Annotated in this window: 14 protein-coding genes and 1 pseudogene; 8 read left to right on the top strand and 7 right to left on the bottom strand. The window is 67.9% G+C overall.

All coding sequences use genetic code 11. The features are described from left to right. Positions 1-32 precede the first annotated feature (32 nt). The gene (locus tag E6P07_RS05675) at positions 33-1,121 is read left to right on the top strand and encodes a hypothetical protein (protein ID WP_153974713.1); all 1,089 of its coding nucleotides are present in this window, start codon (positions 33-35) and stop codon (positions 1,119-1,121) included. Here E6P07_RS05675 and cbiB read toward each other — a convergent pair. From cbiB to cobM, 3 genes are read right to left on the bottom strand one after another with little or no spacing between them, the layout of a single operon-like run. After that, positions 1,106-2,077, bottom strand: coding sequence for an adenosylcobinamide-phosphate synthase CbiB (gene cbiB, locus E6P07_RS05670; protein WP_153974712.1), 972 nt, complete (start codon positions 2,075-2,077; stop codon positions 1,106-1,108). The genes E6P07_RS05675 and cbiB overlap by 16 nt on opposite strands. Next, positions 2,070-2,264: a hypothetical protein gene (locus E6P07_RS05665; RefSeq protein WP_153974711.1), complete on the bottom strand. Its 195-nt coding sequence runs from the start codon at positions 2,262-2,264 to the stop codon at positions 2,070-2,072. The genes cbiB and E6P07_RS05665 overlap by 8 nt, the downstream gene beginning before the upstream one ends. A 14-nt stretch (positions 2,265-2,278) precedes the next feature. Then, positions 2,279-3,091, bottom strand: coding sequence for a precorrin-4 C(11)-methyltransferase (gene cobM, locus E6P07_RS05660; protein ID WP_153974710.1), 813 nt, complete (start codon positions 3,089-3,091; stop codon positions 2,279-2,281). 147 nt (positions 3,092-3,238) lie between these two features. Here cobM and tcuA point away from each other — a divergent pair, with 147 nt between their 5' ends. The 5 genes from tcuA to E6P07_RS05635 all read left to right on the top strand — a co-directional run bounded on the left by tcuA (position 3,239) and on the right by E6P07_RS05635 (position 9,734). Further along, positions 3,239-4,594, top strand: coding sequence for an FAD-dependent tricarballylate dehydrogenase TcuA (tcuA, locus tag E6P07_RS05655; RefSeq protein WP_246172946.1), 1,356 nt, complete (start codon positions 3,239-3,241; stop codon positions 4,592-4,594). Then, entirely contained in the window at positions 4,581-5,705 is a 1,125-nt protein-coding gene (tcuB, locus tag E6P07_RS05650; RefSeq protein WP_153974709.1) for a tricarballylate utilization 4Fe-4S protein TcuB, read from the top strand. The genes tcuA and tcuB overlap by 14 nt, the downstream gene beginning before the upstream one ends. A gap of 88 nt (positions 5,706-5,793) precedes the next feature. Then, positions 5,794-6,342, top strand: a complete 549-nt coding sequence (locus tag E6P07_RS05645; protein WP_153974708.1) for a cytochrome b — start codon at positions 5,794-5,796, stop codon at positions 6,340-6,342. Positions 6,343-6,347: 5 nt separating this feature from the next. Beyond that, complete coding sequence (locus E6P07_RS05640) at positions 6,348-7,103, top strand: cobalt-precorrin-6A reductase (protein WP_153974707.1); 756 nt, start codon at positions 6,348-6,350, stop codon at positions 7,101-7,103. Between the two features lie 72 nt (positions 7,104-7,175). Further along, positions 7,176-9,734: a methyl-accepting chemotaxis protein gene (locus E6P07_RS05635; RefSeq protein WP_153974706.1), complete on the top strand. Its 2,559-nt coding sequence runs from the start codon at positions 7,176-7,178 to the stop codon at positions 9,732-9,734. On the opposite strand, the gene cobJ is transcribed toward E6P07_RS05635, so the two are convergent. The 3 genes and pseudogenes from cobJ to E6P07_RS05625 all read right to left on the bottom strand — a co-directional run bounded on the left by cobJ (position 9,714) and on the right by E6P07_RS05625 (position 11,914). Continuing rightward, on the bottom strand, positions 9,714-10,532 hold the full coding sequence (gene cobJ, locus E6P07_RS14185) for a precorrin-3B C(17)-methyltransferase (RefSeq protein ID WP_425505158.1): 819 nt from the start codon (positions 10,530-10,532) through the stop codon (positions 9,714-9,716). The genes E6P07_RS05635 and cobJ overlap by 21 nt on opposite strands. A 36-nt stretch (positions 10,533-10,568) precedes the next feature. Then, positions 10,569-11,282, bottom strand: a pseudogene (locus tag E6P07_RS14180) (precorrin-2 C(20)-methyltransferase); the annotation flags it as partial. A 5-nt stretch (positions 11,283-11,287) separates the two neighbouring features. Continuing rightward, positions 11,288-11,914 (bottom strand): precorrin-8X methylmutase, encoded by a 627-nt coding sequence (locus E6P07_RS05625; RefSeq protein ID WP_153974704.1) that lies wholly within the window; start codon positions 11,912-11,914, stop codon positions 11,288-11,290. A 209-nt stretch (positions 11,915-12,123) separates the two neighbouring features. On the opposite strand from E6P07_RS05625, the gene cbiE reads away from it, so the two are divergent. After that, positions 12,124-13,368, top strand: a complete 1,245-nt coding sequence (gene cbiE / locus E6P07_RS05620) for a precorrin-6y C5,15-methyltransferase (decarboxylating) subunit CbiE (protein WP_425505150.1) — start codon at positions 12,124-12,126, stop codon at positions 13,366-13,368. Between the two features lie 313 nt (positions 13,369-13,681). After that, positions 13,682-16,120: a heavy metal translocating P-type ATPase gene (locus tag E6P07_RS05615; protein WP_153974702.1), complete on the top strand. Its 2,439-nt coding sequence runs from the start codon at positions 13,682-13,684 to the stop codon at positions 16,118-16,120. Here E6P07_RS05615 and E6P07_RS05610 read toward each other — a convergent pair. After that, positions 16,106-17,410 (bottom strand): cobyrinic acid a,c-diamide synthase CobB, encoded by a 1,305-nt coding sequence (locus tag E6P07_RS05610; RefSeq protein WP_153976154.1) that lies wholly within the window; start codon positions 17,408-17,410, stop codon positions 16,106-16,108. The genes E6P07_RS05615 and E6P07_RS05610 overlap by 15 nt on opposite strands. Position 17,411: the final 1 nt, after the last annotated feature.

The raw sequence follows: 17,411 nt of genomic DNA, 5'->3' as shown, positions 1-17,411 counted from the left end.
CTCGGCCCTTGCCGAGCCTGACGAGGCTTGAAGTGAAACCACGCTTGAAGGCCATTGCCTGCTGTATCGCAATGTCATCCCTGTTGCTCTCGGCGTGCGCGACCCAGCCAAGGTTCGATGCCAAGGCATCGGTACCGGCGAGCGGTCCGGTCCCGATCGACACCACCGATCTGCCACGGCTGATGCTGCCGGGCGCAACCGCCGCCGAGGTGAGGTCTCTGGCACTCGGTGCCGCCCGGAGTCGCGGCTGGACGGTCAAGCACGTCGATCTGGACAACGAGCGTCTAGTCATCGAGCGCCCGGTAGAGGCGATTCCGGGCGTGGCGGCCAAGCCCGGCTCGACGGTCGAGGTCACGACCCTGCTTAAAAACACCGGCGGCGGCATCGAGGTTGCCACCCTGGCCGAGCTGGTCACACCGCCCTATGCCGGACACCCAGCCGAGCGCATCGATTACACCGAGCCGTTCCGCGACACGCTCATGCAATCGCTCGACTCATTGCGTGAGCGCTGGATCCGGTATCGCGAGCGCTTGGCGCGTGCCGTCCCGCCGAGCCGAGGTTGGGATGATGCCTGGAAGGATCCAAACACCCCACCCAGTCATAAACCCTTGAGAGACGAAGGCGACGACATCCAGACGGCTCAGGCGCTTCCGCCCACATCCCCACCGACCAGTGACACCACACCGGCACCTGGGGATGCAGGCGCCAGATCACAGGCCCAGATCGACCATTCGGCCATCCCACGTCCAACCTATACGCCCCGTCCCACCATGCCCAGCCCTGGCTATACCAGGCCGGCGGCGGCCCCCGTGGTCGATGCCAGCTCGCCCCCAACCCCTCTGCCTGAGCCGCCTGGGCCTGTCGCAGCTCCACCTGTGGCGACACGCGACACCCTGGTCTCCCTGCCCCGGGTCGAGCCGGTCCCCGCCGCGGCCAGCCCCCGGCTGCTCTGGTCGGCCAAGGCCGAACAATATGCCAGGCAACGCGGCTGTCAGGTCACCACGAGCGGCTCACAGCTGATCGAATCGCGTCAGGACGGCGAGGTCTACAAGGTCCCCTGCCAGGGGAGCGACAGCTTTCTGATCCGCTGTCAGAACGATATCTGTCAGGGTCTGCTGTGAGGCCAGGCCCCAGGGACCAAGACGGCCAGACTCAGCCCGACCGCAACCGCCAGGAGACAGGCGGTCAGGATCAGCCGCAGTCCGCGCCGCAGATCGGCGGCATCGAGCTCGGACGGCCAATCGGGGTCGCCCATATAGATCGCGGTAACCAGGCGCCCCCGGCGCCATACGGGGCCGATCAGACGCACCCGCAAGGCCCCGGCACAGGCCGCCTCGCTCCAACCGGAGTTGGGGCTAGGCAGCAGGGCGTGATAGCGCCAGGCGGCGCGGAAGGCAAGCCACGGATGCTCGCGTAACAGCGCCGCAGCAAGCGCCAGCAAGGGCACCGACAGCCGCGCCGGTAGCCAATGGATCAGGTCATCGCTGCGCGCCGCCGCCCAGCCGAAACGCGCGTAGCGTTCATTCTTGTAGCCGACCATGGAGTCGAGGGTCGAGATCGCCTTGACCAGGATCAATCCGGGCAGACCGAACAGACATAGTGTCCACAGGGGCGTGAGCACACCATCGGTCAGATTTTCCGAGAGGCTTTCGAGCGTGGCGCGCACCACGCCATCCCGCTGGAGCGGTTCAGTGTCGCGCCCCACTAGGAGCGATAGCCTCCGGCGCACCGCCGGCAGATCGTCGAGATCGCGCAGGATGCGCCAACCCTGCTCCAAAAGCTCGCGGGTGCAGAGCAGGCTGTAGGCGATGAATAGATCCCAGCCCCAGGCGAGCCAAGGATGGATGGCCGCGAGTCCGAGACGAACGCCGACCCAGACCCCGAGCGCCATCCCGACCACCAGCCCCCAGTGGATCACGCCGCCGAGTCGACCCTTGAGTCCCAGCGCGAACAGGGCGCGCTCGCAGACGAGGATCCAGTGACCGATGATCCGGATCGGATGCAGCGGATAGACCGGATCGCCGAGGAGCGCATCGAGCAGACAGGCGCCGAGGATGAGGATCAGATGTTCAGTCATGGATGAGTGCCAGCAGGTTGTACCCGAAGCCGTCGGCGTCCGGCCGATCGAGTTCGGCGCGTGCCGGCGCGCGCCGTCTGCGGTTGAGCCGGCAGGTGCTGAAGCCTGCGATGCAGGCGCTTGAAGACGGCGGCCAGGATCGCGCCCCCGGCGGGTCAGGCGATAGACTGCGTTGTCCTCGATCCACAGGGGGCAGCCGGATCAGCCTCCCTCGCGCGCCGGACGGAAACGGCGTGGGAAGGCGGCGTCATAGAGCTTGGATGGCCTGTACTCGGTCTGGGCGCGCGCCCCGAGGGCCGGGCTGACCAGGATCAGCGCCTGACGATCGACCTTGGCCGCGCGACAGCGCGCCGCGATGTCGCTGAGCGTGCCGCGCAGCACCAGTTCCTCGTCCGGCCAGGTCGCCTTGTGCACCACCACCACGGGCGCCTCGGATGTCCAGCCGGCGGCGATCAGCTGCTCGACCACCGCCTCGATGCGCTCGATCGAGAGGAAGATGCAGAGGGTACAGCCGTGCGCGGCGAGCGAGACCAGGGATTCGCGCTCTGGCATCTGGGTGCGTTCGGACAAGCGGGTGAAGATCACGGTCTGGGTGATCTCGGGTAGGGTCAGACACTCGCCAGCCGCCGCCGCGGCGGCCATGGCCGAGGACACCCCAGGCACGATCCCGATCGGTACCCCGGCTGCATCCAGTGGACGCGCCAACTCCGCGAGCACGCCATAGAGGGTCGGGTCGCCGGTCTGGAGTCGCACCACTGTGTCGTGACGCCAGGCGCGCTCGAGCAGCCAGGCCGTGACCTGGGTGTGATCCATCGACTTTGAATCGGCGATCTCGCACTCGGGTGAGGCCCATTGCAGCACGGTCTCGGCCACCAATGAACCTGTGTAGAGGATGGCCCCGGCCTCGGCCAGCAACCGACTGCCGCGGACGGTGATGAGATCCGGCGCACCCGGTCCGGCCCCGACGAACCAGACCTTGCCCGGCCGACGGGACGATGAAGTCTTCTCTTGCATGGCGCAACGATCCCCGTATATGTTGGCAAGGCAAAGGACGGGTATTTTTCTAATCCGCACCCACCCTTGTCAAACCTCTTCGCCTTCTTGTGTCCATATCGGCCAGGCGCCCCAGGCCCATTCCGATCGACCGATCCAGACGTCCTGGTGATCGGCGGCGGTGCGGCGGCCCTGTGCGCCGCCATCACGGCGCGCCGCGCCGGCTGCTCGGTGCTCCTGGCCGAACAGGCACCCAAGCCGCTGCGCGGCGGCAATACGCGCCATGCGCGCAATCTGCGTCTCAGCCACGACGCCCCCACCGCCTTTACCCCGGGCGCCTATCCCGCCTCCGAGTTCTGGTCCGACCTGGTGCGTGCAACCGAGGGCAGGGCCGATCCGGTCCTGGGGCCACTGTTCGTTGCACGCTCGGCGGAGATCGAGGACTGGCTGATCGAGTCTGGTGTGCCCCTGCAGCCGATCGCCGGCGGCGAGCTCCCCGAGTCGCGCCGCACGGCCTTCCTGCTCGGCGGCGGCAAGACCCTGCTCAACCGGCTCTATACGCTCGCTGAGCAGCTAGGGGTCGAGATCCGCTATGGCTGTGAGATCCGGGATCCGGTGATCGAGTCAGGAAGGCTTGTCGCGGTCATGGCCTCTCTGGGGGGGGCCTCGTACCCGCTGCGGCCCCGCACCCTCATCGCCTGTTGCGGCGGCGCCCAGGCCAACCGCGACTGGCTGCGCCGGCACTGGGGAGCCGCCGCGGCTGGCTTCATCAATCGCGGCACGCCCTTTGCGGACGGCAAGCTGCTCGAGGACCTGTTGCGCCAGGGTGTCCAGCCGGTCGGTGACCCCAGGGGCGCCTATCTGGTCGCGGTCGATGCGCGCTCGCCGCCCGAGGATGGCGGCATCGTCACCCGGGTGCGCGCCATGCCCGAGGGGATCGTGGTCGACGCGCATGGATGTCGCCGCCACGACGAAGGGGGCGATACCGCCTCGACCCGCTATGCGCTCTGGGGCCGACGTCTGGCAGACTGGCCAGATCAGATCGGTTATCTGATCCTGGATGCACGCGGACTACGCGCCGCCCCGCCCGCCCTCTATCCACCGATCCTAGCCGATGGTCTCGCAGAACTCGCGTCCCGGCTCGGGATCGAGGCGACCCGCCTCCAGGCCACGGTCGCCGCCTACAATGCCGCGGTCCGTCCGCCGAACGCTGCGCACGACGACTGGCACACGGTCGGTCTCGACCCGCCCAAGACCAGCCGCGCCCATCCGCTGACCGAACCGCCCTTCGCGGCCTATCCGATGCGCCCCGGGATCACCTTCACCTATCAAGGGGTCGCGGTGGATGAACGGGCGCGGGTGCGGTTGAGCACCGGCGGCGTAGTCGAGAATCTCTTTGCCGCTGGGATGATCATGGCCCCCAACCTCATGCCGCGCGGCTATGTCTCGGGGCTGGCACTGAGCATCGGGATCGTCTTTGGGCGCCTGGCCGGCGCAGAGGCAGCACGCCATGTCCGCCGCTGAGATCCAGGCCGAGGCCAGGCGCGTGCTCGGAATCTGTAACGCCTGCGGCTATTGCAACGGCTTCTGCGACCTCTTCGAGGCGGCGCGCCGCCGCCCGGCCCTGACCGAGGCCGATCTGATCCACCTGGCCAACCTCTGTCATGCCTGTCGCAACTGCTACCATGCCTGCCAATACGCCCCGCCCCACGTCTTTGCCGTCAATGTCCCGCACGCCCTGGCGCGGATGCGCCATCAGGGCTATCGCGATCAGGTCTGGCCCAGGGCCTTCGCACCGCTTCTGGACCATCCGCACGCCACGGTCATCGGCGTCACACTCGGCGCCATCCTGCTCGTGCTCGCCCTGGCACTGGCCTTCGATCCGGACCCCGGCTGGCCGAGGGCCGCGCCCGGACCCGGGGCCTTCTATCACGTGCTGCCCTGGGAGGTGATGGTCGGGATCGGCCTCCTGCCGCTCGGCTGGTCGGCGCTAGCGCTCGGGATCGGTTGGCGTCGCTACTGGAGGCTGACCCACCCAGGGTCTAAAGCGACACGCGACCTGGTGCCGCCTGGAGACGCACGGCTGCATGCGCTCGTCGATATCCTCAAACTGCGCAATCTGAGGGGCGGTGGTGTGGGCTGCAACGATCGCAACGCGGGCTTCTCGCCCTGGAGGCGCTGGCTGCATCAGGTCCTGCTTGGCGGACTGGCGCTGAGCCTCGCTGCCACCCTGAGCGCGACCCTCTATCATCATGGTCTGGGTCTGCAAGCGCCCTACCCCTTCTGGAGTGCGCCTGTCTTGCTCGGCACGCTTGGCGGAAGCGCCCTACTAGTTGCCACAGCCGGACTTGCCTGGATCGAGTGGCGTGCCGATCCTGCGCCGCTCGCCCCCGAGTCACGTCGGCTCGACTGTGCGTTTCTGTGGCTGTTGTTCGTCGTGGCGTCCAGTGGGCTGGCGCTGCTCGTCTGGCGCGAGACCCCAGCGATGCCCCTCTTGCTCATCGTCCATCTCGGCGCCGTGCTCGCCTTCTTTCTGCTCCTGCCTTACAGCAAATTCGTCCATTCCGGCTATCGCGCCGCTGCCCTGGCGCTCGCGGCACGCGACCGCCACGCCATGCCGAGAGACAGGTCCTGAGCTAAGATAGACCGGCGGTCGGATACTCGACCGCAGTCGTCGTCGAAACCCCTTCGTCAACCCAGCCTCGCATCGCAAGGAGACGACCTTGACCATCAATCGTTACACCTTCACCCAACGCCTACTGCACTGGCTGATCGTCGCCCTGGTGTTCGGCATGCTCCTTGGTGGACTGAGCTTCTGGGCGCTCGGTTACGAGGGCCTGGAACGGCTGGCCGGGCCCCAGGTCACGGCCAATCTCTTTCTGTATCACAAGAGCATCGGGATCCTGGTGCTCGCTCTGACCCTGGTCCGGCTGTGGCTGCGCCGGCGCACCCCGCCCCCGCCCTATGACCCGCCCCTGACGGTCCTCGAGCGCCTAGTCAGCGGGGTCACGATGGTCCTGCTCTATCTGCTCTCGCTCGCAGTACCGATCGGCGGGGCCCTGGCGACCTCGGCCGCGGGCTATCCGGTCCAGTTCTTCGGACTCGAACTGCCGGGACTGCTCCCCGAGAACAAGCAACTAGGCGAGACCCTGTTCCTCTATCACGGTCTGGGCGCCCTGGCCTTGGCCCTGGTGGTCCTGGTCCACATGGCCGCTGGGATCAAGCACTGGCGCCTCAAGGACGGCGTCATGACCCGCATCAGCCTGCCTTGAGCCCGATGCCGGCCAATCTGCTGCTCCTCGGTGGGACGAGCGAGGCCTATGCCCTGGCCGAGCGCCTGGCCGGGTACCCGGAGTGGCACCTCATCAACTCGCTCGCCGGGCGCACCACCGATCCGCGCCTGCCGGCGGGCGAGACGCGCATCGGTGGCTTCGGCGGGGTCGAGGGGCTGGTGCGGTATCTCAAGGAGCGCTCGATCCGCGCCCTGATCGATGCCACCCACCCGTTCGCGGCCCAGATGGGCTGGAATGCGGCCGCGGCCTGCCGGCTGACGGGTGTCCCCTGGCTGCGTCTGGAACGCCCGCCCTGGCAGCCTGGACCGGGCGACCTCTGGGTGAGGGTAGCGACCTGGTCCGAGGCGGTCGCGGCCCTGCGCCAGCTCGGGTCCAGGCGTGTCCTGCTTGCGATCGGGCGCCAGGAGCTGGCCCCCTTTGCCGCCCTCGACGACCTCTGGTTCTTGATCCGGCTGGTCAGCCCGCCCGACCCCAAACCTGAGTTTGCCCAGGCCGAATGGGTCTATGCGCGCGGCCCCTTCGCGCTCGATGACGAACGTGCCCTGCTTGATGCCCAGAGGATCGATACCATCCTGTGCAAAAACAGCGGCGGCGAGGCCACCGCCGCCAAGCTGGTCGCCGCGCGTGAGCGCGGGATTAGGGTCATCATGCTCGAGCGCCCGGCGCGCCCCCAGGCGCTCGCTCAAGCGACAACCGTGGAGGCAGCCTTGAACTGGATCCGCGCCCTGCAGACTGGATAGACCTGTCTGGGGCTTGAAGCGGGCCCCGCCCGGCTTGGGTATCAAAAATCGATAAAACTCATGGAGTTCTATATGTTTAATCCCCACTCCATCGGCTTTCGCATCGCCTTGTGGTCGGGCGTATCCATGGTCGCCCTTGGGGTCGTGATCGGCGGCTATGCCGTCACCGAGCTCCAGCGGATGGCCGATGACCAGCGCGCCAAGGAATTGCAGAACGCCCAGGCGCTTGCGCTCAATGCCGCCAGCGGTGAGGCGGCCCGGATCAAGGCGGCCCTCGAGGTCCCGCTCGATGCCGCCCGCACCCTGGCCCAGGCCCTGGTATCTGCGGCGCACCCCGAGAATGACCAGTTCACCGCCGAGGACTGGGAGCGCCTGCGCCAGCGCTTCAACCACCTACAGATCGCGGTCGATCTGGCCGAGTCGCTGATCGCGCCCTATCTGGCCGCCGAACAGGGCGGTACGATGCCGCGCAAGCGGGCCCAGGAGGAGGCGCTGAGGCTCCTGGCCAACCTGCGCTATGACCAGGGCAATTATCTCTGGGTCCAGGATCGCACCCAGCCGATCCCGCGCACCCTCATGCACCCGCTTAGACCCGAGCTCAATGGTCAGATCGGCAATAGCCCCCAGTTCAACACCGCCCTGGGGCGCGGCGAGAACCTACTCGCGGCCCTGGCGCGCGCGGTCGACGACGATGGCGAGGGCTATGTCCATTATCTGTGGCCTGCCCCGGGTACGGGCCAGCTGCGCCCCAAGCTCGCCTATGGACGCCTGATCCGGGACTGGGATTGGGTGATCGCCACTGGTCTCTCGGCCGATCGGCTGTTTTTTTACTCGCGCGACGACATCAACTTCATGCTCAAGTCCATCCTGCGCGAAAACCCGGGGTTTCTCGGCGTCTATACCGCCTGGGAGCCCAATGCCTTCGATGGGCGCGATGCCCAGTTTGTCAACACCCCAGGCACGGATGGGAGCGGGCGTTTCATCCCCTACTGGAACCGCGCCCCAGACGGCACCCTGGCGCTCGAGCCCTTGCTCGATTATGACCAGCCGGGGCCAGGCGACTATTACCAGCTCCCCAAGCGCACCCAACGCGAGGTGATCATCGACCCCTATCGCTATCCGGTACAGGGGCAGGAGGTGTGGTTGACCTCGCTGGTAGCGCCGGTGCTGCGCCAGGGTGCCTTTCGCGGCATCGTCGGCATCGACCTGCGCCTAGATGATTTGCAACAGGGGGTCAAGGCCGCCGCCGCCCGGTTGTTTGATGGGACGGCACAGGTCACCATCCTCGCCCATCGCGGTACTGTGGTCGCAAGCAGCGCCCATCCCGAATGGATCGGCCAGGACCTGGCCAAGGTCCATCCCCAGGGCGAACGGATCAAGCAGGCCATCGCCCGCGGCGAGACCCTGGAGCTGACGGACCAGCTGGACGGGGCAGAGCGTTTGGTGGCCTTAGCACCGGTCGAGATCGGCCTCACCGGGACACCCTGGGCGGTCGAGGTCATGCTGCCCATGTCAAACATCCAGGCCCGGGCCGAGGCCGCCGCGGCCCAGATCCGCGAGGCGGCCGCCTTGATGCTAGGGTTGGTAGTCCTCGCCGTCCTGATCGGTGTGGCTGGGATGTCCTGGTTGGCACACAGCATCGTGCGGCGGCTGCGCACCGCGACCGACACCATGCGCGACATCGCCGAGGGCGAGGGGGACTTAACCCGCAGCCTGCCCGAGACCGGGCGCGACGAGCTGGCCGAGCTGGCGTCCGCCTTCAACCGTTTCCAGCGCCGGGTGCGCGACCTGGTGGCCGAGGCCATGACCGCCAGCCAACGGGTGGCCGCCGCCGCCGAGGAGCTCTCGGCCACCAGCCGCGCGGCCAATGCCCAGGTCCAGTGTCAACAGTCGGAATCCGATCAGGTCGCCACCGCCATGAACGAGATGACCGCCACCGTGGCCGACGTGGCCAAGAGCGCCGCGGCGGCGGCCGAGGCGGCGCGCACGGCCGATCAGGACACCCAGCAGGGTCAGGCGGTGATGACCGAGGCCTTGCAGCTGATCCAGAACACCGCCGACCAGGTCCAGTCCACCGCCGCTGCGGTCGCACACCTGTCGCAGGAGGCCGAAAACATCGGCCAGGTGCTGGATGTGATCCGCGGCATCGCCGACCAGACCAATCTGCTGGCGCTCAATGCCGCGATCGAGGCGGCGCGCGCCGGCGAGCAGGGTCGGGGCTTTGCAGTGGTCGCGGGCGAGGTCCGCACCCTGGCCAGCCGCACCCAGGACTCGACCACCGAGATCCAGCGCATGATCGAGCAGCTTCAACAGGGGACCCGTCAGGCGGTCGCGGCCATGGAGCAGGCGCGTACCCTGATCGAGCGCAATGCCGCCATGGCCGCCCAGTCCCAGCAGGCGCTGACCAACATCAGCGCCGCCGTGGCGCGCATCCGCGACATGAATACCCAGATCGCGAGCGCCACTGAGGAACAGAGCGCGGTGGCGACCGAGGTGGATCGCAATCTGGTCAATAGCGCCCAGGCCATCGAACAGATCGCCGCGGGCGCGCACCAGATCGAGCATGCCGCCGCCGAGCTTGCCCAGTTGGCGGCGCAACAGCTCGGGCAGCTACAAAGGTTCAGGGTCTGAGGCCAGTGGGGCGCGCCCCGACCAGCGCGGCGTATAGACCCAGGTACCGCCATCGGGGCGCGGCAGGCGCCGGGTCAGCGACGAGCCGACGATGACGACCGTGCGCATATCGACCTGATCGGGCTGGACGGCATCCAGGGTGGTAATGGTCAGGGCCTCGCCCGGGCGCCCGAGGTCGCGCCCGAGCACCACGGGCGTGTCAGGGGCGCGGAGCCCGCGCAGGATGGCGAGCGCCTGGGCGAACTGATCGGGACGGGCCTTGGAACGCGGGTTGTAGAGGGCCAAGACCAGGTCGGCCAGCGCCGCCTGACGCAGCCGGTGCTCGATGAGCGACCAGGGCTTGAGGTTGTCCGAGAGCGAGATGACGCAGAAGTCGTGCCCGAGCGGGGCGCCGGCGCGGGCCGCCGCGGCCTGGGCGGCCGAGATGCCGGGCAGGACGGTAAGCTCCACCGCGTGCCAGGCCGGGTCCTTTGACTGTTCGAGCGCCTCGAACACCGCCGCCGCCATGGCAAAGACGCCTGGATCACCGGACGAGACCAGGGCGACATGCCGCCCCTGGGCCGCCAACTCGAAGGCCAATTGGGCGCGGGTAAGCTCCTGACGATTGTCCGAGGCAAACAGACGCTGATCCGGGCGAAAGGGTCCGGCCAGCTCGACATAGGTGGTATAGCCGACGATGTCCTGGGCGCGCTCGAGTTCTTGGCGCGCCGCCGGGGCCATGAGCTCGGCGGCACCTGGCCCCAGACCGATCACCGCCAATCGGCCAGGTCGAGGCGGCTGACGTTCAGGTGTCGGCACGGACGCAGGCGCACTGGCGCTCGATCCCGGCCAGCGCTCGCCTGGGATCAGGATCATCGAGAAATAGGGCACGCTCGCCGGATCGACCTCCTCGATCGGACACACCCGCTCGCCCGCCATGGTCGCGCGCTCGACATAGCGCGCCCGCCCAAGCAACCCGAGCCGTCTGAGCACCCGCCGGACCTTCTCGAAATGGCTGCCGAGCTTCATGATCGCCGCCGACTCGACGCCATCAAGCCATTCGATCAGGGTCTCCTCGGGGAGGGTCGCGGCAACCACCTGGAAACGCTGATCGCGATAGACCAGGGGCGTACCCAGCACGGCCGCGCTCGCTGCCACTGAGCACACACCCGGGACCACCTCGGTCTGATAACGCTCGGCCAACCGGTCGTGCAGATACATGAATGAGCCATAAAACAGCGGATCGCCCTCGCTGATCACGGCCACGTCGCGCCCGGTATCCAGATGCTCGGCCACCCGCTGCGCCGCGCGATCGTAGAACTCGCGCATCTGGCCCTCGTAATCATAGGGCGGTTCGGGCCTGCGGCCCGTGACCGGATAGATCAGTGGGAGTCGGATCTGTTCGGGGCGCAGATAGGGCTGAACCGTGGTCAGGGCATGGCCGGGCTTGTCGGGCGCGGCATAGTAGGCGACCACGGGCGCGGCGCGCAGATAGCGCAGTGACTTGAGGGTGATGAGTTCAGGGTCGCCTGGACCCACGCCCAGGCCATAGAGACGTCCCTTGCCCATGTCGATCAGGCATGCCCGCGACCGAGGGCGTTGACCGCTGCCGCGGCCATGGCGCTCCCGCCCCGCCGACCGCGCAGCGTCACAAAGGGCACACCGCGGCTGTTGGCGGCGAGCGCGGCCTTGGACTCGGCCGCGCCGACGAAGCCGACCGGGAAGCCGAGGATGAGTGCGGGCTTGGGCGCACCCGCATCGAGCAGCTCCAGCAACCGGAACAGGGCGGTGGGGGCATTACCGATCACCGCGATCGCGCCGGCCAGATGGGGGCGCCAGAGCTCGAGCGCCGCCGCCGTGCGGGTGTTGCCCAGTTCTCGCGCCAGCGCCGGGACGCTCGGGTCGTTCAGTGTGCAGAGGATAGGATTGTCGGCGGGCAGCCGGGCGCGCGTGATCCCCTCGGCGACCATGCGGCTGTCGCACAGGATGGCCGCGCCCGCCTCCAGCGCCGCGCGCCCCGCCGCACCTGCGCCCGGCGAGAACTCCAGGTCGGCGACGATCTCGGGCATGCCGCAGGCATGGATCACGCGCACAGCCAGCGCCTCCAGGTCGGGAGGGATGCGGCTCAGATCGGCCTCGGCGCGGATGATGGCAAAGGACTGACGATAGATGTCATGGGCATCACGGTTGTAGTCGATCATATCCGGGGTCTCACAGTCAGGCGGAGCGGGCGCAGGTCCTCAGTGGCGAGGACAGAGGGCCCAAATCGGGTCGAAGGTCGGCGGGGACGGGCGTTCGATCTGAAGGAGGCCGATTATAATCGCAAATCGCGGTTTCGGCGTGATCTGTTTGAGCGTTGTGCTCAGTACGACACCGGGACGACCAGCCGGTTCGGCATCCTGAATTTGAAATGAACGGCATGACCAACACATCGTTTTCAACGACCTCCCCCTGGCTCACCATCGTCGGCCTTGGCGAGGATGGATTGGCCGGGCTAGGCGAGCCGGCGCGGCGGGCCATCGCCGAGGCACGGCTGCTCTTCGGCGGCGCACGGCATCTGGCGCTCATCCCGGAGCGTCCTGGCCAGGAGCGTCACCCCTGGCCGACCCCATTCGATCTGGCCTATGACCAGCTTCTGACCCGGCGCGGTCAGCCGGTCTGTGTTCTCGCCAGCGGCGATCCGATGTGGTTTGGCATCGGTGCCCAGCTGGCCCAGCGCCTGCCGCCCGAGGAACTCTGCATCCTGCCTGCGCCCTCCTCGATCTCGCTGGCGGCAGCGCGGCTCGGCTGGGCCGTGCAGGACGTGACTGTGATCCCGGCGCATGGACGCCCGCTGGCACGGGTCAATCTCCATCTCGCCACGGGTGCCCGCCTGCTGGTGCTGTCCGCCGATGGCGCCACCCCCGCCCGACTGGCAGCACAACTGACCGCGCGCGGCTATGGCCCAAGCCGGCTGACGGTGCTGGAGCGTCTCGGGGGGAGTGCCGAGCGACGGATCGAGGGTCAGGCCGCCCACTGGGACCACCCCGAGTGTGACCCGCTCAACCTGATCGCGGTCGAATGTCGGCCCGATCCAGACACCCTCCCCTTATCGCGCCGCACCGCTCTGCCGGATGCGGCCTATGAACACGACGGCCAGTTGACCAAGCGCGATGTGCGCGCCGCGACCCTGGCGCGTCTGGCCCCCAGTCCGGGCGAACTGCTGTGGGACGTGGGCGCCGGCTGTGGCTCGATTGGGATCGAGTGGATGCGTGCCGACGAGCGCTGTCGCGCCATCGCCATCGAGTCGGATGCGGGGCGCTGCACGCTCATCGAACGCAATCGCGAGGCACTCGGGGTGCCCGATCTGATCCTGGTCGCCGGACGCGCGCCCGAGGCCCTGGACGGCTTGGAGCCGCCCGACGCCATCTTTATCGGTGGTGGACTCAGGGTTGCGGGACTGGCCGAGCGCTGTTGGTCGGCGCTCAAGCCCGGCGGACGTCTGGTGGCCAACGCGGTCACGGTCCAGAGCGAGGCCTTCCTGGTCGAGCTGCGCGCCCGTATCGGCGGCGAGCTGACCCGGATCTCGGTCGCGCACGCCGCCCCGCTCGGGCGCTTCGACGGCTGGCGCACCGCCATGCCGGTCACGCTCCTGACTGCCGTCAAGCCGCGCTGAACGCGGTCGCCACGGTAAACAACCCTCGACTGAAGTCGAAGGCTTTATTGTGAGACGCAGCAAACATGGTTGACCGCATCCCCAACATTGGGCGTGTTTACAGCCGCCCTTGGCAGCGGGGCCCCGCTGCCAATCCGGGCCAGGTTTCGACTGGCGTTGCAGTCTGCGTGCGCCCGGAGACCACGCTTGCGGTGCATTATACACCACATGGTGCACTTCGTGCGCCCGCAATTCCTCCCGCGACTCAAGTCGCGGGTTTCCTTGCGGAGGGTCTATGAAACTTGCCTCGTCGAATCAGCATCAATCTCTACACATGACCCAAGAATTGCGAATCGGTGTCGATGGCCTCAACTGCGCCTCCTGTGTGGCACGGGTCGAGCGTGTCATCCTCAATCATCCTGGCGTGGAGTCAGCCGAGGTCAATCTGGCCTCGGGGCTGGCCCTGGTGCGTTTCGAGCAGACCTCGGTGCCTGAGCTGCTGGAGGCGGTGCGCGCGGCCGGCTATGTGCCCGTGACCGAATCGATCAGTCTTGGCATCGGCGGGTTGAGATGCGCCTCATGCGTGGCGGGCATCGAGCGTCGGCTGCGGGCCGTGCCGGGTGTGCTGGAGGCCAACGTCAACCTGAGCACCGAGTCGGCCAGCGTCGTCTATCTGCCGGCCACGGTGAGCCGCGAGCGCCTTGCCCAGACCATCCGCGCGGCGGGCTATGAGGCACGCCTGCCTGATCAGCCGCAGGAGAGCGACGAGACCCGGCAGGCACGCGAGCTCGACCGGCTCAAGCGCGATCTGCGGTTCGCCGCCGCCCTGAGTCTGCCGCTGCTGCTCCTCAGCATGGGGCCGATGTCGCTGCCCGGATTGCATCAGCTCATGGAACGGCTGGCGCCCATGACGGTCTGGCAATGGCTGCAACTGCTGTTGGCCACGCCGGTCGTGTTCTGGTCGGGTCGGCGTTTCTTCAACCGCGGCATAAAGGAGTTCGCGCAGCTCAGTCCGGGCATGGACAGCCTGGTGATGCTCGGCAGTGGTGCGGCCTATGGGTATTCGCTGCTGGCCCTGACACGACCCCAGCTCTTCCCCACCGGGACGGCACATCTCTATTTCGAGGCCGCCGCCGTCATCGTCACCCTGATCCTGTTCGGGCGTTATCTGGAGGCGATCGCCAAGGGCCGCACCTCGCAGGCGATCCGGCGTCTGCTCGATCGAAAGCCACCGACCGCGCGCGTGCTCGACGCCGCGGGCGAGACCGAGATCCCGTCCGAGGCCGTGATTCCGGGTGATGTGCTGCTAGTGCGTCCAGGTGAGCGCATCCCGGTCGACGGCCTCCTGATCGAGGGCGCAAGCCATGTCGATGAGTCCATGATCAGCGGTGAGCCGGTTCCGGTGCGCAAGGGGCCGGGGGATGCGGTCATCGGCGGCACGCTCAACCAGACCGGCGCCTTCCGCTATCGCGCCACGCATGTCGGCGCCGACTCGGTGCTGGCGCGTATCGTCCAATTGGTCCAGGAGGCGCAGTCCAGTAAGCCGCCGATCCAACGGTTGGCCGATCGTATCGCGGCGGTGTTCGTGCCGATCGTCATCGGGATCGCGGTCCTGACCTTCGGCGTCTGGCTGTGGCTGGGACCTGAGCCGGCGCTCAATCACGCCTTCGTCGCCGCCGTCAGCGTGCTGCTGATCGCCTGTCCCTGCGCCATGGGGCTGGCGACCCCGACGGCGATCCTGGTCGCCACTGGGCGCGGGGCCGGTCTGGGTCTGCTGTTTCGGCAGGGCGCGGCACTTTCGACCCTGGCGCGGGTCGATACGGTAGTGTTCGACAAGACCGGCACTTTGACCGAGGGTCGGCCGGCGTTGACCGAGCTGACGGCCTTTGGTCTGGACGAGAACGCGGCACTGGCACTAGCGGCCTCCGTCGAGCAGCACACTGAGCATCCGCTGGGTGCAGCCATCGTCGCCGCGGCGCGGGCGCGTGGCCTGAGTCTGAGCGATGCCGGTGAGGTCGAGGCGCATCCAGGGCTTGGCATTCAAGCAAAGGTCGATGGCCAAATGGTCGTCGTGGGCGCGCGGCGCTGGATGGAACAGCTTGGGGTAGATCTGGAGCCGGCGAACGCGCTTACGACCCGCTCGAACTCAACGGCGACACCGATCCATGTCGCCGTCGACGGCCGGCTGATCGCTGTGTTGGGCGTGTCCGACCCCATCAAATCCGGCAGCCGCGAGGCCATCCAGCGACTGGTCGAACAGGGCCTGGACATCACCCTGCTGACTGGTGACGGACGCCCCACCGCCGAGTCGATCGCGCGCGAGCTTGGCATCAGGCGCGTGCTGGCCGAGGTCATGCCCGCCGACAAGTCCGCCGAGATCGCCCGTCTGCAAGCCGAAGGGCGGTGCGTGGCCTTCGTCGGCGACGGTATCAACGACGCTCCGGCGCTCGCTCAGGCCAATGTCGGCATCGCCATCGGTACCGGGACCGACATCGCGATCGAGTCCGGCTCCGTGGTCCTGATGCGCGGCGACCCGCGCGCTGTGGCCGATGCCGTGGTACTGGCACGCCGCACCCTGCGCACCATCCGGCTCAACTTCGTCTGGGCCTATGGCTACAACGTCGCGCTCATTCCGCTTGCTGCCGGGGTGTTCTGGCCCTTCACCGGCTGGCAGCTCGATCCCATGCTCGCCGCCGGCGCCATGAGCCTGTCGAGCCTGTTCGTCGTCACCAACAGTCTGCGACTGCGCACCGCCCTGTCAGGCCGAGAATAGCGCTGCGGCGGCCCGCGGCGCGGATGGAAAATAGAGGTGCAGATAGCTGGCCTGGAGCGATCCCAGACGATAGACGGGTTCGCCCGGCCGGCCGTCGCGCTGACGTTGGCTGAAGGCGACCGGCGCGAGCGGCGTCTCCAGGGTCGAGTGATGGAAGCTGTGACCGCGCAGACGACCGAACGGCGTGTCGAGCGACTGCATCCCGAGTCCGGCCAGATGCGACTGCATCCGGGCACGCCCCGGCAGCAAGCCGACCAGGTCGGCCGTCTGTCCGCTGTGGTCGGTCAGTTGCTCGACCAGATACAGCATCCCACCGCACTCGGCATAGAGTGGTCGTCCGGACGCGACATGGGCGTGGAGGGCGCGTTTCATGCCGGTGTTGGCGGCGAGCGCCTCCAGATGCAGCTCAGGATAGCCACCGGGCAGATAGATGGCATCGGCGCTGACGTCCGGGTCGGCGAGCGGCGAGAAGAAACTGAGCCTCGCCCCCAGGGCCTCGAGCAGACGCAGATTGTCGGCATAGAGGAAGGAGAAGGCCGCATCGCGCGCGACCGCGATGCGGCATCCAGACAGCCACTGACCCGGAGGTTCGGGCTCGGGCTCCGGGGGTGCAAACTCCAGGGGTTTGGGCAACTCGGCGAGCGCCAGCCCGGCGAGCCGCTCGGACGCCGCATCGAGCCTGTGGTCGAGATCCGCGATCTCGGCGGCCTGGACCAGACCCAGATGCCGGCTCGGCAAGGCGACCTCGGTCAGACGCGGGATCGCGCCCAGATAGTGCACCGACTCCGGCAGGCCCGCTGCGATCATCTCGGCATGGCGCGGGCTTCCGACCTGGTTGGCCGCGATCCCGGCCAGACGCAGCGTGGGCCGATAGCTCGCTACACCCAGCGCCAGCGCACCCAGGGTCTGACCCATGCCGCGCGCATCGATCAGGACCGCGACCGGCAGCCCCAGGGTCGCGGCCAGATCGGCGCCCGAAGGTGTACCGTCGAACAACCCCATGGCCCCCTCGACCAGGATCAGGTCCGCCTCGCCCGCCGCCTCATAGAGCTTGCGCCGGCACAGCGCCTCGCCGACCATCCACAGATCCAGTGGGCTGACCTCGGCGCCGCTCGCGCGCGCCAGGATCATGGGGTCGAGAAAATCCGGCCCGGTCTTGAACACCCGCACCTGCCGTCCGAGACGGCGATGATGCCGGGCGAGCGCCGCAACCACTGTAGTCTTACCCTGACCGGAGGCGCAGGCGGCGACGAACAGGGCGGGACAGTGACGAACATCGAGGTGTGACATG

The sequence above is a fragment of the Thermochromatium tepidum ATCC 43061 genome, from assembly GCF_009664085.1.
Lineage (GTDB): Bacteria > Pseudomonadota > Gammaproteobacteria > Chromatiales > Chromatiaceae > Thermochromatium > Thermochromatium tepidum.
Note: the sequence above shows the minus strand (reverse complement) of the source record. Positions and strands in the feature narration are given on the sequence as shown.

Coding starts and splice junctions, on each gene's coding strand:
- cbiB (WP_153974712.1), bottom strand. CDS start 2,077: ATGACTGAACATCTGATCCTCATCCTCGGCGCCTGTCTGCTCGATGCG.
- cobM (WP_153974710.1), bottom strand. CDS start 3,091: ATGCAAGAGAAGACTTCATCGTCCCGTCGGCCGGGCAAGGTCTGGTTC.
- tcuB (WP_153974709.1), top strand. CDS start 4,581: ATGTCCGCCGCTGAGATCCAGGCCGAGGCCAGGCGCGTGCTCGGAATC.
- E6P07_RS05640 (WP_153974707.1), top strand. CDS start 6,348: ATGCCGGCCAATCTGCTGCTCCTCGGTGGGACGAGCGAGGCCTATGCC.
- E6P07_RS05635 (WP_153974706.1), top strand. CDS start 7,176: ATGTTTAATCCCCACTCCATCGGCTTTCGCATCGCCTTGTGGTCGGGC.
- E6P07_RS05625 (WP_153974704.1), bottom strand. CDS start 11,914: ATGATCGACTACAACCGTGATGCCCATGACATCTATCGTCAGTCCTTT.
- cbiE (WP_425505150.1), top strand. CDS start 12,124: ATGAACGGCATGACCAACACATCGTTTTCAACGACCTCCCCCTGGCTC.
- E6P07_RS05615 (WP_153974702.1), top strand. CDS start 13,682: ATGACCCAAGAATTGCGAATCGGTGTCGATGGCCTCAACTGCGCCTCC.
- E6P07_RS05610 (WP_153976154.1), bottom strand. CDS start 17,410: ATGTCACACCTCGATGTTCGTCACTGTCCCGCCCTGTTCGTCGCCGCC.